Raw genomic sequence first — 14,827 nt, forward strand, 5'->3', positions numbered from 1 at the left:
TGGCTTTTTTTCCATTATTGTCTATCCGTTCTTTGTATAGTGGGAATTGGTATGACTACAATATACTACTATAGATAAAAGTGTTATCAATGGAGCAAAGTATGGAATTAACAGTAGGAAATAATGTACCATACTACTATAATACCACAGAAGTGGTATTAATGGAGCGAGGTATGGAATTAGCAGTAGGAAATAATGCACCATATTACTATAATACCATAAAAGTGTTATTAATGGAGCAAGGTATGGAATTAGCAGTAGGAAATAATGCACCTGATTTTAGCTTACCAACAGATTCTGGTGAAAATTTATCATTGAGTGAATTTTTTGATAAAAAAAATGTAGTTCTTTATTTTTATCCTAAAGACGATACTCCGGGTTGTAGGATGGAGGCAAAAGGCTTTAGAGATAAAATAGATGATTTTTCTTCCCTTGACACAGTGATAATTGGTGTATCAAAAGATAGTGTTAAGCGCCACGCTAACTTCAAAGCAAAATATTCTCTGCCATTTTCCTTAGTTTCTGATGAGAATGCTGAAATGTTGGAAAAATATGATGTTTGGGTAGAGAAAAGTATGTTTGGCAAAAAGTATATGGGAATAGAGCGCACTACTTTTTTAATAGATAAAAAAGGTAAAGTAGTGAAGATCTGGAAAAATGTAAAAGTTAGTGGGCATGTTGATGAGGTTTTGGAAGAAGTAAGGAGAATGTAAACTAAAGAATAGGTTAATGGCTACCCATTGCTACATAAAAAAGCTGAAATTACATAATTTTCGTAGCCACTCAAACTTTGAACTGGATTCAGATGATAGCTCAGTTGTAATAACTGGCGAAAATGGTATTGGTAAAACTAATATACTTGAAGCAATCTCGTTGCTTGCTAAAAGCAATGGAATGAAAAAAGCAAAAGCCAGTGAGATACAAAATAGATTCAGTAATGAAGATTGGGTAGTGCACTATGATTTTTTTAATGGAACGGATTTTAATTCAATTGGTATCGCAAAGAGTTTTGATAAGAAACTAATACAAATTGATGGAAAAACGCAATCAAGTTATTCATCTCTGTATAAGGTATCCAATGTAATATGGCTGATTCCACAAATGGACTATGTTCTTCTTAATTCTCCAAGTGACAGATTGAAATTTTTAGACCGTATAGTTTCACTGTTTGAAGAAAATTACACTTGCTGCTACATGAAATATAGAAAAGCTAAACATGAGCGAAGTAAACTATTGAGGGAGAACATTTTGAACAAAAACTGGTTCTCTAGTCTTGAAAACATAATGGCCGTTAATGCAGTTAGTATTTTACATATGCGATCGTCTGTTTTAAAAATATTACAAGATACAATTGATAACCATTCCAGTAAGCTTTTTCCGAAGGCAAGTTTGAAATTCAGCAGCCAGCTAACTTTGGACGATACTGCAGAATATTTTCAGAATCGTCTAAAGGAAAACAGAGAAAAAGATTCATTGACTGGTAGAGTAACCCTTGGTGTGCATAACGATAATTTTCGGGTTTTTTGTCAAAAAAGAAACGTACCAATAAATCTGTGCTCCACTGGAGAACAAAAGTTATTACTGCTTTCTATTATTTTATCCAGTGTAAAAGCAAGGTGTATTCATTACAATAAGGCACCACTTCTTCTACTTGATGATATAATGTCTCATCTAGATAAACATTACAGAAAGGCGTTAATAGAGGAAGTGTTAAGTATTCAATGTCAAACTTGGATAACTGATGTAAATCAAGATAATTTCAATAGCTATCTTTATTCTTTCAAGTTTTTTGAATTGTTAAGTAAATAAGTGACAATATTCTTCTGCAAAAGGAAAGAAATACTTACGTCCTTGGTCTTTTATTATATGACTGTGACCTTACCCAGATGATATGAATAAGTATTGCTTGGTTGAAAGCAAGAGAAGATGATAACTTTTCAGAGTGGATAGGTGGCAGGTTGGTACTTCTTTTTAGGCACTTTCTGCTCTTACATGGAGTGTAGGAAGAAGACCTCGTGAACCAGATTAACCACCCCTGCCACCGGCGAGGCTCACAAAATGTGATGACCTCGTATAGGAGTTTGGAACAACCGGTACTCTGATATATTGAAATATGCAATTGGAGGAAAAAATGCGTCACATTGGAGTTATACTAATAGCTTTACTGCTTGTTATCTGCAAGAAGGGAAGCCAGAGTATATTCAAACGTTTTGCTTAAAAGACTTGGATAATTTTATCGAAAATCTTCAAGAAACAGATAAAGTGGCTATAGAAGCAACAGGCAATAGCTGTTTCTTTTATGATGCAGTTTCACCTTGCGTTAAGCGTGTGGTAATAGTCGCTCCCGGACAGTTTGAAGTTGTGCGTCGCTCTATACACAAAACAGACAAGCATGATGCAAGAGCTATTGCTTTCTTTCTAAGCAAAGATATGTTGCCTGAGGCAAGGCATAAAAGCAAACAATGTTAGCAGTTATAGTATTTTCTAAAACGAATGATAAACGTCTAAAATGGTATTACCAACTAAAAGTTGTAAGTCTGTACATTGATGCATTAGAGGTCTGAGGCGACTTTTGATGGTGTGCCAACAATGCTCTATCGGATTTAGATCTCACTTTTACCCACAATTTTGAGAGGTCATTATGTGAAGCATAACTATGCTCTCCTTAAGGTTTTCATAGCCCCGACATAGAGTCATAGACCCTGGTAAATTATCACTTTTTCTATTCATAAATCCACCCAATTTTCCTAACCAAATAATAGCTTGTTTTATGTTTGGAGGTTCTTCGGGTAATGTTGCTACCCGATACTCACGCATGTAAAGGACCTTCCACTCTTCGTTGCTTAAAATTTTAGTACAAATTTCCATGGGATTTGATAAAGCCACTTTTGTCAAATATAAAATTTTAAACGCGATTATACTTTTTATAGCAATTAACTTCTGTAATCTTTCTTTTGTAGCTAATACCAATTCCCACTATACAAAGAACGGATAGACAATAATGGAAAAAAAGCCATACTAAAGTAAGTGAAGTAGCGAGGTATAAATGGCATTAAGATCAAAATTATTGGATGAAAAAGTAGTAGAATCAGCAAAAGAAATGCTGAAGAAAGTAAGGAACAATGCATATGTTTCAAAAAAACTAAATGCTGTAATTGCAGCAAAAAAGCACAGTATAGCGGCTGTAGCAAAAATATATTGCATTTCAAGAAGCGCACTAACTTCGTGGGTAAAACTCTTGAAATTTGGCAGAAAAGAAAAACTGTTTACTCCTCCACAACGGCGTAGAAAAACTAAATTAAATCAGGATCAACTACGGCAAATTGAAGAGTGGATAGAAGAAAATCCTAATATTACCATTAAAGAAATGAGAATAAGAATCCAGGAAAAGTTCGGATTAAATATCAGCAAATCTACAGTACACCGCTATATGCAAAAGATGAAATTCTCATATATTACACCCAGACCAGTTCATAATGGACAAGATAAAAGCAAACAAGAGGAATTCAAAAAAAAATCTCAATGGAGCTATTAGCAAGTATCCAGAAAAAGAGCTATTTTTCTTTGATGAATCAAGGTTTGGCACACATTCAAAGGTTGGACATGGGTGGTTTAAAAAGGGGATTAGAACACAGGTTAAAACAAAATTAGTTAGGCAAAATTTCTATCTCTATAGTGCGGTTAATCCTAGAAATGGAGAGAGTTCTAGCTTATTTGCACCAAATGTCAACACTGATTGCATGAACATATTTCTTGAGCAGATGTCGCAATATCTAGAAACACGAGAGGCTTTTCTCGTTATGGACTGTGCTAGTTGGCATAGGTCAAAAAATTTAAAGGTACCTAAAAATATCGACATTATATACCTACCTACATATTCACCTGAGCTAAATCTTGTTGAGAGGCTTTGGTTATATATAAAACAGAACATTTTGCGCAATAAAATATACGATACAATTGCTCTGCTTTAGGGTGCTTTGTGCAAATTTATTACTTCTCTTGCCAGCTCCACAATTAAACAACTCTGCAATTTCTCCTATTTGACTGACCAACAATGAGAATTGGTATTAGTTCTTTATTCATTCTCACAATCCGTGAACGGTTACTTGTTTTTAGCGTTAAGCAGCAAAATTAATAATTTGAGAATTTTCCTGAAAAAACTTACCACAAACTGGTCACAATTTTCTGTGAAAGACAGATATAGAAAGACTAGAGTATCCACCTTAAGTTCATTGAATTTTCTTACCTTTGCTTCTTAACTTGACGCGTATAGTTTATTTAACGCTCCCTAAGTTCGCCATTGCCTGAACGGATACAATTATTTTAACTATAAAAGCGATAAAATCTTTTACTTTTTGCTCAGCATATCCATCATAACTGGCTTACTTTTAGTGATTCATGGAGTTAAAAAAGTCAGCATTGCTCTTTGTTAAAAGTAGTTTGTCACGTAAAAATTCCATTGCTTCAACAGGTCCCATAGGATTGAGTATTCTACGCAACACCCATATTTTATTTAGTATAGCCTTATCAACTAATAGCTCTTCCTTCCTTGTTCCGGATTTTGTAATATCAATAGCTGGAAATATACGTTTATCAGAAAGTTTTTTATCAAGTATGATCTCAGCATTTCCTGTACCTTTAAACTCTTCAAAAATAACTTCATCCATTTTTGAGCCAGTCTCTATAAGAGCTGTGGCGATTATAGTTAAAGAACCCCCATTCTCAATATTACGAGCTGCTCCAAAAAAGCGTTTTGGTCTCTGCAGTGCGTTTGAATCTACACCACCAGTTAGAACTTTTCCAGACGAAGGAATAACAGCATTATAAGCACGTGCAAGTCTAGTAATATTGTCAAGTAGAATTACCACATCTTTTTTATGCTCAACCATTCTTTTAGCTTTCTCTATTACTATTTCAGCAAGCTGTACGTGACGGTAAGCAGGCTCATCAAACGTAGAACTTACTACCTCACCTTTTACAGAACGTATCATATCTGTTACTTCTTCAGGCCTTTCATCTATAAGTAACACTATTAATTCTATTTCAGGGTGATTTATAGCTATAGAGTTAGCCATTTGCTGAAGCAATACAGTTTTTCCTGTGCGAGGTGGAGCAACTACTAACGCTCTTTGCCCTTTTCCAAGAGGAGCTACTATATCTATAGCACGCATGCTTAAGCCTTTTTTATCATCACCACTATTACACTCAAGTACTATGCTTTCCTCAGGATAAAGAGGAAGCAAATTATCAAAATGGACGTACTTTCTTAATTCACTGACTTCAGTAGAGTTTATACTTTGAACCTTAGTTAAAGTAAAATATCTTTCTTTATCACCAGGTGGCCTTATTTCTCCACATGCCATATCTCCTGTGCGTAAATTAAACTTCTTTATTTGCCCGTTAGAAATATAAACATCATCGGTACTTGGAGCATAATTTGCACTTGCTGAACGTAAGAAACCGAAACCATCAGGCAATATTTCCACTATTCCACTCCCTGTGGTTATGCCTCCTTCTTCGCTCATTTTCTTCATTAAACTGAATATCATTTCCTGCTTTAGCATTCTACCATTGCTTTTACCGTTAGTTGAAATTTTTCTTTCTTCAGCTAACTCTAACAATTCTTCTGCTGTTTTCTCTTTTAATTCGCTCAGATCTAATGTTTTTCTGTTTTTCTCAGTACCTTCATTGACCATCTGTTTTACTGTATCGTTATTGTGAATTTGCTCACTTTTTTCAGGTTGAGCTGTAACCTTTCCTTTTGCCAAAACATCTTCATTGATTGTTGTCATAATCCTCCAAAAATTTTAATTGATGCTTACTAACCTAAAATGTGACTATAAGATAATAAATTAGGCTGAGCTAGTTTTAGTGCTTATTAAGCTTAATTATTATTAAACCCCGTACTTTACTTACATTATACTAATAAACTTTAGCAAGTCAAGTTAATTTAATGTTAACAAAGCACAAAAATTTGAGGATTTTCAATAGCTATTCTTTATATTTTTTAACCTTTCTTGCTTCTCTTCTTCTACTTTTGCTTTTTCCACTTCTGCTTCTAAATTTTCTTGACTACATAAGCCAAGTAGTACAGGATCTTGGGGTTTTATATTTTGCATGTTATGATGAGATCCATCTCTTACCTGCTCAACTGTGTAATTTGTTGTACTAATTAATTTAGCTATAACGTTATTATCCAAGATAGGAAATTTTTTTACTAAATAATAAATCGCATCAGGTTTATCTCTACGCCTTGCCGTAGAGGCAAAGCCAAGAATGCTACCAATCGCTTTACTCCTTTTTTTTATATTTTTTATAATCAAATTTGGTACACGGTTTGAATTTTTTTTGCAATCATCGATTTCTTTTTCAGTAATTATCCCAGAAATAATAGGGTTATATTTTTCAACTTCTATTTCCTCATCAGCTATGTCTTGTACTTCTTCAAGGTCCAACCTACAGCATTGTGCTATTTGATTAAAAGTTAAACCAGTGTTGTCTACTAACCAAGCAGCTATTTGCATTAGAAACTGTTTATTTCTATCGTTATTGCCCTTAGAAGATTCCATTGACATCAAAAAAGCATCTCCCATTCAAAGTATCCCTTACTGTTATACAGAGCTAAAATATAAGCTATTAAAACTAAAAAAGCATTAATTTTGTCATTCAATGACTTTTTGTTTGTCACTTTCCACCTCTTAAGTTAATTAAATGCGCTTACGTTTAAGCATACTTCAAACGATTCAAAAAAATATTTTCCCTTCTTAAGGTATAGTATAACTCAGTCAAACATATGTTTCTATTTAAGAAAAGAGTTAAATTTTAAGTTAATATATTGTAATATTATATATATTGGCTAATAAAGCAACAGGTTTACAAGAATTAAATTATCACTATTCTATAATTAACCATTAATTAACTGAGTTTAAAATGAATGTTAAAAATTTTTTCACTAAAGTAACCGTTGTCCTTTTAGCTTGCTTATTAGTCTTCATGGGAATTGGCAACCTTTTATCAGGTGATGATGAAAAAGAAGAGGTAGCTAGGGTTGGAAAAGAAGTTATAACGTCAGATGAGTATAAGTCGCTATATCAAAATTATGGAAAACAAATTTATGGATCTGATGCGAGTAGAGAACAAGTAAAAAAGCTGAAATATGATTTGCTTAACACACTTATAGAGCAAAAACTATTGTTTAACCTAATTAGTGAGCTGGGGTTGACAGTTGGAGAAGAGTCTATAAAAAACCATATTAAAAATACCAAATACTTTCAAAATGATAAAGGCGAATTTGACAAAAATAAGTTCCATGAAACGCTAAATAGCCTGCATATAACAGAAAACGAGTATATAGCAAAGCTAGAGAAAATCCTGCCTGCAATGATGTTTATGACTTCGTTATTTAAAGATAATTATCCGGTAACTTTTGGCGAGAAAATTGATGAGCAGATTTACAACAGTCGCTACCAAACTAGAGTAGTTGATATTGTTAAGATAACTGAAGATGCAGTTACAAACATTCCTGAACCAGATGATCAAACCTTACTTGATTTGTACGAAAGAAATAAATCCCATTTTTATTATCCTGAGTATCGAACTGCGCAATATATTTCCCTAGGCCAAAAGTATTTTGAAGATCAAATCAAGATCTCAGATGAAGAAGTTGATGGTATAATAGAACAACAGGAACTAAAAGATCAAAGAGATGTATTCAATGTAATATTTTCTACCAAAGAAGAAGCTGAGACAGCAAGAAGAGCATTTGAGGAGGGTAAAACAAGCTTTGAACAGATAGTAGGAGAGTTTGGCAAAGCAAAACTTGAGGAAACTAGAGTAAATAATATAACTAAGGATTTTTTACCAGAAGACGTGAGGGAAAAGGTATTTGCTCTCAAAGTAGGTGAAGTAAGTGAAGTTTTAGCAAGCAGTTTTGGTTGGCATATAATAAAAGTGGAAAGTGCGCATCAAATCTCTGATGAAGACTTAGTTGATTTAAAAAAAGACATAAAGTCAGTTCTAACTAACCAAAAGTCTTTTGAAAGAGTCAATGATTTCATAAACCAAGTGAACTATAAGATATACAATGGTTCAGAAATTGAAGAAATATTGAGTGAATATAATTTACCTATACAAACTATTGGTCCAGTAGATGCGAGTGGAAAAGATCAAAGCGGTAATAACGTAGGAGATTCTAGTGATTTGATTTCTTTCATTTTTTCGCGAGAAAAGGATCATAAAGGTTATTTCAAGGGCGTTGGGGACGCTGTTGTTAGTGTAAAAATCATTGATATCGTTCCACCCAAATTGCAAAGTTTTGAAGAAGGCAGGGCATTAGCGGTAGAGCTTTGGTGTAGTGAGTTTATAAAAGAAAGAATGTTTAAAATTGGGCAAGAGGTTGCAGTTCAACTAAGAGAAAAAACAGATTTGGAAGAAATTCAAGGTGTGGAATTAGTTAAAGGTCAGCAGATGCACCGCAATGAAGTGGATCAACAAAACTACCCCTTTTCTTTTGTAGAAGAGATTTTCAATATGAAAACAACTGGTTCAGTGACAGACCCTATTCAATACAATAATGAAATTATAATAGGTGTTCTAAAAGAAATGCATTCATCAAATGGTAAATTAAACACGCTTGACACCGGAAAACGTGTAATGATATCGCTAAAAGAGCAATTAATTAGCTATCTGGAATCAAAGTATAAAGTCGAAGTTAATCACGCTATACTTGATGATATATAGCCAGATAAGAATTAAATCCTTATAAGAACCTGTTTTACCTCAAACGCATCCAGTGCTCCGAACTTGGACCCAGAAACTTACTAAGTGGCTGCATGATGCAAACTAGATTCCAGTGCCCGGTGCTGGAATGACACCTTACATTATTGGTAATTATATTATAAGGTGCAAAAGTTGTATAATTCATTTGACTTAAAACGGCTCATTGTATAAAATTGTGACTAATATATGAATAAAGGTTAACATGGCAGTTAAAATAAGGTTGGCAAGGTTTGGCGCAAAGAAACGCCCTTTTTATAGGATAGTTGTAGCTGATTCACGAGCACCAAGAGATGGGCGTTTTATTGAGAAAATAGGACAATATGATCCAATGTTACCAAAAGACAATAAAAATCGTGTTGTGGTGAAGGCTGATAGATTAAAACATTGGCTAAGCGTAGGCGCGCAAGCAACTGAAAGAGTACTATGGTTCATTAAAAAAGGCATAGTAACTTTAGAAACAGAACCAAAGAAAACAGAAAAGAAGAAAGTAGAGAACGAGAAAGCACAGGGACAAGAAGCATAAGTCTCTTTAAAATGCTAAATACTGATTTAACAAATAATGGTAAATTAGACGATGTCGTATCTTCTGATTTATCAGTTATGAAGGACTTTATCTTCAAAAATGTCAATGATGAAGGTGCTAAGCTTGCTACTGATATTATATCTCATCTTGTTAGTTCAGGTGGAAAAAAAATAAGGCCTAAACTAGTTTTTATTATATGTAAAATGCTAAACTATTCTGGGGAGGATAGGATCAACGTTGCTGCATCGGTAGAGTTTATACACAATGCTACTTTACTTCATGATGATGTGCTCGATGAAAGTGAGGCACGCCATGGAGTTAAAACAGCGAATAAGATTTGGGGAAATAAATCAAGCATTTTAGTTGGTGATCTATTGTTGACTCTAGCATTTAGATGGCTTATAGAGTGTGGAAATTTAAATATTCTCTCTATTTTATCTAAAGCATCGCATTTACTTGTGAAGGGTGAAATAAAGCAGATGACAACACGTTTTGACCCCCACACAGTCAGGGAAAATTATTTTGATATCATTGGAGAAAAGACAGCATCTTTATTTTCTGCATGCTGTGAAGCTGCATCTACAGTATCTGGTGCAACAAATGACGAAACAGAGAGGCTAAAGAATTTTGGTTTTAATTTTGGTATGGCATTTCAAATAGTTGATGATATGCTCGATTATACTGCTAATCAAGGCACTTCTGGAAAACAAGTCGGAAAAGACTTTTTTGAAGGTAAAGTCACCTTACCTGCTATTATAGCATACGAAAAGGGCAGTCCAGCAGAGCAAAAATTCTGGGAAAAATGCTTTTCTTCAGCTAGACACAATTTTGACCAAGCATTACACTATATTAATCACCATAATGCCATTCAGCTTTCTATGGAAAAAGCTAGACACTACATTAATATGGCACAAAATGATATTAGTACTTTTTCTGATTCTTTTTATAAAACTACTTTAATTGACTTTTTAAATGCGAGCATAGAAAGACGAATGTAGCTGGCGCTTGATATTTTCAGATTAATTGTTATATATTTATTAGATTCTTAAGGATAGTGATATGTCAGACAGCAGTAAAGAAAAAAAGAGGGAATTTGCCGATATGGTAAATAGGCAGAAAGGTAACGATCAACAAAATGATGATTTAAATGAAGATCTCAATACATTAAAAGAACGTGCAGCTCAGCTTGAAGATCATTTACGCCGTGCTGTTGCAGATAATGAAAACGTCAAACGTATAATGCAAAAGCAAATTAGCGATGCAAGTGACTATGCAGTCACAAAATTTGCACGTGATATGATCGACTCGTGCGACAATTTAAAAAAAGTAATGGAAATTTTGAAAGACGGTGATCCTGTTCATGAGGGGATTAAAGTAGCTTATCAAAAAATTATAAATGATCTAAAAAAACATGGAATAGAGGAAGTAGATCCACTTGGTGAGCTTTTTGATAGTAATTTACACCAAGCTGTTGTGGAAAGAGAAGACAATGAAAAAGAGCCTGGCACCATTGTAGAAGTACTACAAACTGGTTATACTATCAAAAATAGGTTGCTCCGTCCTGCAATGGTTATTCTTTCTAAGAAATCTGCTGATTGTGGAAGCGATTAGCATGAGGTAAATGTATAATGACAAGTATTGTCTTTTCAGGTATCCAGCCAAGTGGCGTACTACATTTAGGTAATTATCTTGGTGCAATCAAACAGTGGATAGACTTACAGGATAAATACAAATCTCTTTTTTGTATTGTCGACCTACATGCAATCACAGCAAATAAGCTTCCCTCAAGTGAATTAAAAAGTAATATTTTCAAAACAGCAGCAGCTTATATTGCATGTGGAATAGATCCAGAAAAGTCCATTATTTTTAATCAGTCCACGGTTAGTGGTCATGCAGAACTGGGCTGGCTGCTTGGGTGCTATACACCAATTGGTTGGCTTAATCGCATGACTCAATTTAAAGATAAAGCTGGCTGCGATAAACAAAAAGCCTCTCTTGGATTATATAGTTATCCAGTACTTATGGCTGCAGATATATTGTTGTATCAAACTAAATACGTTCCTGTTGGTGATGATCAAAAACAGCATTTGGAGCTTGCACGTGATATTGCATCAGCTTTTAACAATCATTATAAACTGGATTATTTCATCGTACCTGAAATCTTAACTTTGGATTGCACATCAAGAATAATGAGCTTAAGAGATGGTACAAGCAAGATGAGTAAATCTGACCCTTCAGAACATTCGTGCATTAACCTTGATGATACAGATGACTTAATTGTTAAAAAAATAGAAAAAGCAAAAACAGATTCAATTCTAGGCTTTGATTTTGCTACTTTAGAGTGCCGACCAGAAATAAGCAATTTGATAAACATTTATTCAGTGCTTAGTAATTTAAATGTGGAAAAAGTGTGTGAAGAAGTGAACAAACATGACATGAAACACTTCAAAAAAGAGTTAGCTGATTTAATTATCAGTGTTATGTCACCCATACGTGAGGGGATGAATGATCTTTTAAAAGACCAATTCCATTTACATGAAATATTAAAAAAAGGTACAAAGAAAGCAGCAGAAATTGCAACCCATAATATAAAAGAAATCAAGGATATTATTGGATTTGCTCAATAGACCTCTTGCATAACCTAAGGAATCAATTCAAAATTGTAAAAACAGGCAATAAGGGAATGTTCAAAAAGGTGTGTCAAACCGCATTTTTAACTCAACTCAATTTTCAATCTACCAGGAAAGAAAATATCAAGTTGAGATATAGTTAAAGCCTAATTAGGATAGTCCAATTTTGCTCTGCCTTTTTTATAGCACAATATACCTGTTTGTACAAGCTAGTAAATGAGCACTTAGTTTTAGTGAATTTTCTAATCTGTCTATGCAGTCCCTCAATAGGGTTGGTAGTATAAATTAGCCTCACGCGAACTTTAATTTTTATATTCTTTCATTAGCATAATATAATTTTGTGCTGATTGTGTAATATGTTTAATTTCTTCATTTGACATTTTTTTGAAGAATTTTGCTGGCCTACCAGCCCATATTTCCCCACTTTTTATTACTTTTCCATGTGCCACTAGTGAGCCAGCAGCTACCATAGCTTCAGACTCCACAACTGCATGGTCCATCACGGTAGAGCCCATACCAATAAACGCTTTATCATGCACCGTGCATGCATGCAACATACAAAAATGTCCCACTGTTACCATGCTGCCAATAATTGTGTCACCACCTGGGTTTCTACCCACATGAATTACCGTTCCATCTTGAATATTTGTTCCATTACCTATTTTTATTGATCCAACGTCCCCTCTGACCACACAATTAAACCAGATGCTTGCATCTCTTCCTATTTCAACCTTGCCTATGATATGCGAACCACCTGCGATGAAAGCACTTTCGTCTATTTTTGGTTCATAATCTTTGTATTTTAAAATGTGATACATATTAAGCCCAAAGTCTTATGCATATGTTAATCAAAATAAGGTAGGCAGTAAATACATACTTAGATTTCAAGCTACTTGGGTGACAGATGTCCTTGACTTACGTGCTTTGTACTGCTAAGATTTTTATTTTCAGCCCTATCTATAATGTCAGTAGCGGTATTAAGTATATTTCAAATAATATTGGTTGTTGTGTTAGTAATTTTAGTGCTCTTACAGCCGCCTGGGAGTAGTTCGTTAAGTGGTTTTAGTAATGCACAACAGGGAGTCAATTCGATGATTCCGGTGAAATCTTCTGAAAACCCGCTCAGCAGAATAACGGCTATTGTTGCTGGATTGTTTATTATAAACACATTGCTATTGTCAGGATTATATTCAAAAGACGTACATAAAAAATCGATTGCAGAGAAAATTATATTAGAAAAAAAGCAAGAAAATGAACCTACTTCTGTTCCATTTGAAAATTAATGAAGGAAGCTAAATTTATCTTTGTCACAGGTGGAGTTGTGTCATCGCTTGGTAAAGGCTTAGTTGCTTCAAGCGTTGGTGCGCTTCTTCAAGCTTACGGTTTTAAGATCCGTATCAGAAAACTTGACCCGTATCTCAACATTGATCCTGGGACAATGAACCCAACTCAGCACGGAGAGGTGTTTGTTACCGAGGATGGTGCTGAAACTGATTTGGATCTTGGGCATTATGAGCGTTTTACTGGAATTAAAGCAACAAAAGATGATAATATAACAACTGGTAAGATATATCATGAGTTGTTGAAGAAAGAGAGGCGTGGTGATTATCTGGGCAAAACTGTGCAAGTCATTCCTCATGTGACAGATTTAATCAAATCGTTCATTTTTAATGGTACGGAAGGTTTAGATTTTGTAATATGTGAAATAGGCGGAACTGTAGGTGACATTGAAAGCCAACCATTTTTGGAGGCTATACGCCAAGTTAACTACACATTAGGAAAACAAAGAGTTATCCTTATTCACTTAACTTTAATACCATATCTTACCGCAGCGCAAGAATTAAAGACAAAACCAACGCAGCATTCAGTTCGAGAGTTAAATTCCTCGGGGTTACAACCAGATATTATATTATGCCGCAGTGAGAAAGAAATTTTCGATAATCAGAGAGAGAAAATAGCTAAGCTTTGCAATGTTTCTTTGTCCAATGTGATACCTGCTCCTGATGTGAGTCATATATATGAGTTACCGGTGTTGTATAGCCAATGTGGGCTTGATACGCAAATTTTGGAGCACTTTCATTTAAGTGAGCCAAAACCAAGCTTGATTAAATGGGATCAAATAGTGCATTCCATAAGGCACCCAACACAGGAAGTTACTGTGTCTATAGTGGGAAAATACACCGAATTCCCTGATGCGTATAAATCACTAGTTGAAGCATTAAATCATGGTGCGATTAGTAATAAAGTCAAAGTAAAGATAAATTGGGTTAACTCAAGAGAGAAGGAAGAAAAACCTATAAATGAAAAGCTTATAGGGGAGAAGTTACAGAATTCTCATGCAATTCTTGTCCCAGGGGGGTTTGGTGATGATGGAGTAGAGGGTAAAATATTAGCAATAAATTATGCCCGTACAAATAATATCCCATTTTTCGGAATTTGCCTTGGTATGCAGCTTGCAATTATTGAGTTTGCTCGTAATGTTGTTAAACTTGAAGATGCACACTCTGAAGAATTTCATAACTGTAAACATCCAATCGTTAAGTTAGCTGGCGATCAAGATGACGATCTTGGTGGAACCATGAGACTTGGGGCATACAAATGTAATATAAATGCAAGCTCTAAAATGATGGATGCATACAGTAACACTACTATTTCAGAGAGACACAGGCATAGATACATAATCAATTCAGATTATAAAGATGATTTGGAAAAAAATGGGCTTCTATGCAGTGGCATATCAGAAGATGGAACGTGCATAGAGGCAGTAGAGTTAGAGAGTCATCCGTGGTTTATTGGTGTGCAGTTTCATCCAGAGTTTCAATCAAAGCCGTTTTCTCCTCATCCTCTTTTTGTATCATTTATTAAGGCAGCAGTTAATAAAATTTAAAAGAAGAAG

13 protein-coding genes and 4 pseudogenes are annotated in these 14,827 nt (G+C 34.5%); 12 read left to right on the forward strand and 5 right to left on the reverse strand.

The window, feature by feature from the left end:
• Positions 1-245 precede the first annotated feature (245 nt).
• The 3 genes and pseudogenes from bcp to OPR24_RS02370 form a co-directional block, all read left to right on the forward strand.
• Positions 246-713: a thioredoxin-dependent thiol peroxidase gene (gene bcp, locus OPR24_RS02360; protein WP_265033974.1), complete on the forward strand. Its 468-nt coding sequence runs from the start codon at positions 246-248 to the stop codon at positions 711-713.
• A 16-nt stretch (positions 714-729) separates the two neighbouring features.
• A complete protein-coding gene (gene recF, locus OPR24_RS02365; protein ID WP_265033740.1) occupies positions 730-1,809 on the forward strand; it encodes a DNA replication/repair protein RecF in 1,080 nt (359 codons plus the stop codon).
• Between the two features lie 309 nt (positions 1,810-2,118).
• Positions 2,119-2,466, forward strand: a pseudogene (locus OPR24_RS02370) (IS110 family transposase); the annotation flags it as partial.
• Between the two features lie 150 nt (positions 2,467-2,616).
• Here the strand turns inward: OPR24_RS02370 and OPR24_RS02375 are convergent.
• Positions 2,617-2,970 carry an IS4 family transposase gene (locus tag OPR24_RS02375; protein ID WP_265033742.1) on the reverse strand — a complete coding sequence of 118 codons (354 nt, stop codon included), beginning with the start codon at positions 2,968-2,970 and terminating at the stop codon, positions 2,617-2,619.
• Between the two features lie 76 nt (positions 2,971-3,046).
• On the opposite strand from OPR24_RS02375, the pseudogene OPR24_RS02380 reads away from it, so the two are divergent.
• Both OPR24_RS02380 and OPR24_RS02385 read left to right on the forward strand, forming a co-directional pair.
• Positions 3,047-4,058: pseudogene (locus OPR24_RS02380) on the forward strand (IS630 family transposase).
• A 48-nt stretch (positions 4,059-4,106) separates the two neighbouring features.
• Positions 4,107-4,259 (forward strand): annotated as a pseudogene (locus tag OPR24_RS02385) (IS4 family transposase); the annotation flags it as partial.
• 129 nt (positions 4,260-4,388) lie between these two features.
• Here the strand turns inward: OPR24_RS02385 and rho are convergent.
• Together rho and OPR24_RS02395 are read right to left on the reverse strand one after the other, a co-directional pair.
• A complete protein-coding gene (rho, locus tag OPR24_RS02390; RefSeq protein ID WP_265033744.1) occupies positions 4,389-5,792 on the reverse strand; it encodes a transcription termination factor Rho in 1,404 nt (467 codons plus the stop codon).
• Between the two features lie 192 nt (positions 5,793-5,984).
• Positions 5,985-6,593: a cell cycle transcriptional regulator TrcR gene (locus OPR24_RS02395; protein WP_265033745.1), complete on the reverse strand. Its 609-nt coding sequence runs from the start codon at positions 6,591-6,593 to the stop codon at positions 5,985-5,987.
• A 337-nt stretch (positions 6,594-6,930) separates the two neighbouring features.
• Here OPR24_RS02395 and OPR24_RS02400 point away from each other — a divergent pair, with 337 nt between their 5' ends.
• The 5 genes from OPR24_RS02400 (at position 6,931) to trpS (ending at position 11,928) form a co-directional block, all read left to right on the forward strand.
• Positions 6,931-8,739 carry a peptidylprolyl isomerase gene (locus tag OPR24_RS02400; protein WP_265033746.1) on the forward strand — a complete coding sequence of 603 codons (1,809 nt, stop codon included), beginning with the start codon at positions 6,931-6,933 and terminating at the stop codon, positions 8,737-8,739.
• A 241-nt stretch (positions 8,740-8,980) separates the two neighbouring features.
• A complete protein-coding gene (gene rpsP / locus OPR24_RS02405) occupies positions 8,981-9,301 on the forward strand; it encodes a 30S ribosomal protein S16 (protein ID WP_006279266.1) in 321 nt (106 codons plus the stop codon).
• Between the two features lie 11 nt (positions 9,302-9,312).
• Positions 9,313-10,299 (forward strand): polyprenyl synthetase family protein, encoded by a 987-nt coding sequence (locus tag OPR24_RS02410; protein ID WP_265033747.1) that lies wholly within the window; start codon positions 9,313-9,315, stop codon positions 10,297-10,299.
• A gap of 61 nt (positions 10,300-10,360) precedes the next feature.
• Entirely contained in the window at positions 10,361-10,912 is a 552-nt protein-coding gene (locus OPR24_RS02415) for a nucleotide exchange factor GrpE (RefSeq protein WP_265033750.1), read from the forward strand.
• Between the two features lie 17 nt (positions 10,913-10,929).
• Positions 10,930-11,928 carry a tryptophan--tRNA ligase gene (trpS, locus tag OPR24_RS02420; protein ID WP_265033751.1) on the forward strand — a complete coding sequence of 333 codons (999 nt, stop codon included), beginning with the start codon at positions 10,930-10,932 and terminating at the stop codon, positions 11,926-11,928.
• Positions 11,929-12,014: 86 nt separating this feature from the next.
• Here trpS and OPR24_RS02425 read toward each other — a convergent pair.
• Together OPR24_RS02425 and OPR24_RS02430 are read right to left on the reverse strand one after the other, a co-directional pair.
• Positions 12,015-12,223: pseudogene (locus OPR24_RS02425) on the reverse strand (IS256 family transposase); the annotation flags it as partial.
• Positions 12,224-12,233: 10 nt separating this feature from the next.
• Positions 12,234-12,749, reverse strand: a complete 516-nt coding sequence (locus OPR24_RS02430) for a gamma carbonic anhydrase family protein (RefSeq protein ID WP_265033754.1) — start codon at positions 12,747-12,749, stop codon at positions 12,234-12,236.
• Positions 12,750-12,893: 144 nt separating this feature from the next.
• Between OPR24_RS02430 and secG the strand changes: the two genes are divergently transcribed.
• Together secG and OPR24_RS02440 are read left to right on the forward strand one after the other, a co-directional pair.
• Positions 12,894-13,214, forward strand: a complete 321-nt coding sequence (gene secG, locus OPR24_RS02435; protein WP_265033756.1) for a preprotein translocase subunit SecG — start codon at positions 12,894-12,896, stop codon at positions 13,212-13,214.
• Positions 13,214-14,818, forward strand: a complete 1,605-nt coding sequence (locus OPR24_RS02440) for a CTP synthase (protein WP_265033758.1) — start codon at positions 13,214-13,216, stop codon at positions 14,816-14,818. The genes secG and OPR24_RS02440 overlap by 1 nt, the downstream gene beginning before the upstream one ends.
• Positions 14,819-14,827 lie beyond the last annotated feature (9 nt).

The organism is Wolbachia endosymbiont (group A) of Sicus ferrugineus (assembly GCF_947251515.1).
GTDB lineage: Bacteria > Pseudomonadota > Alphaproteobacteria > Rickettsiales > Anaplasmataceae > Wolbachia.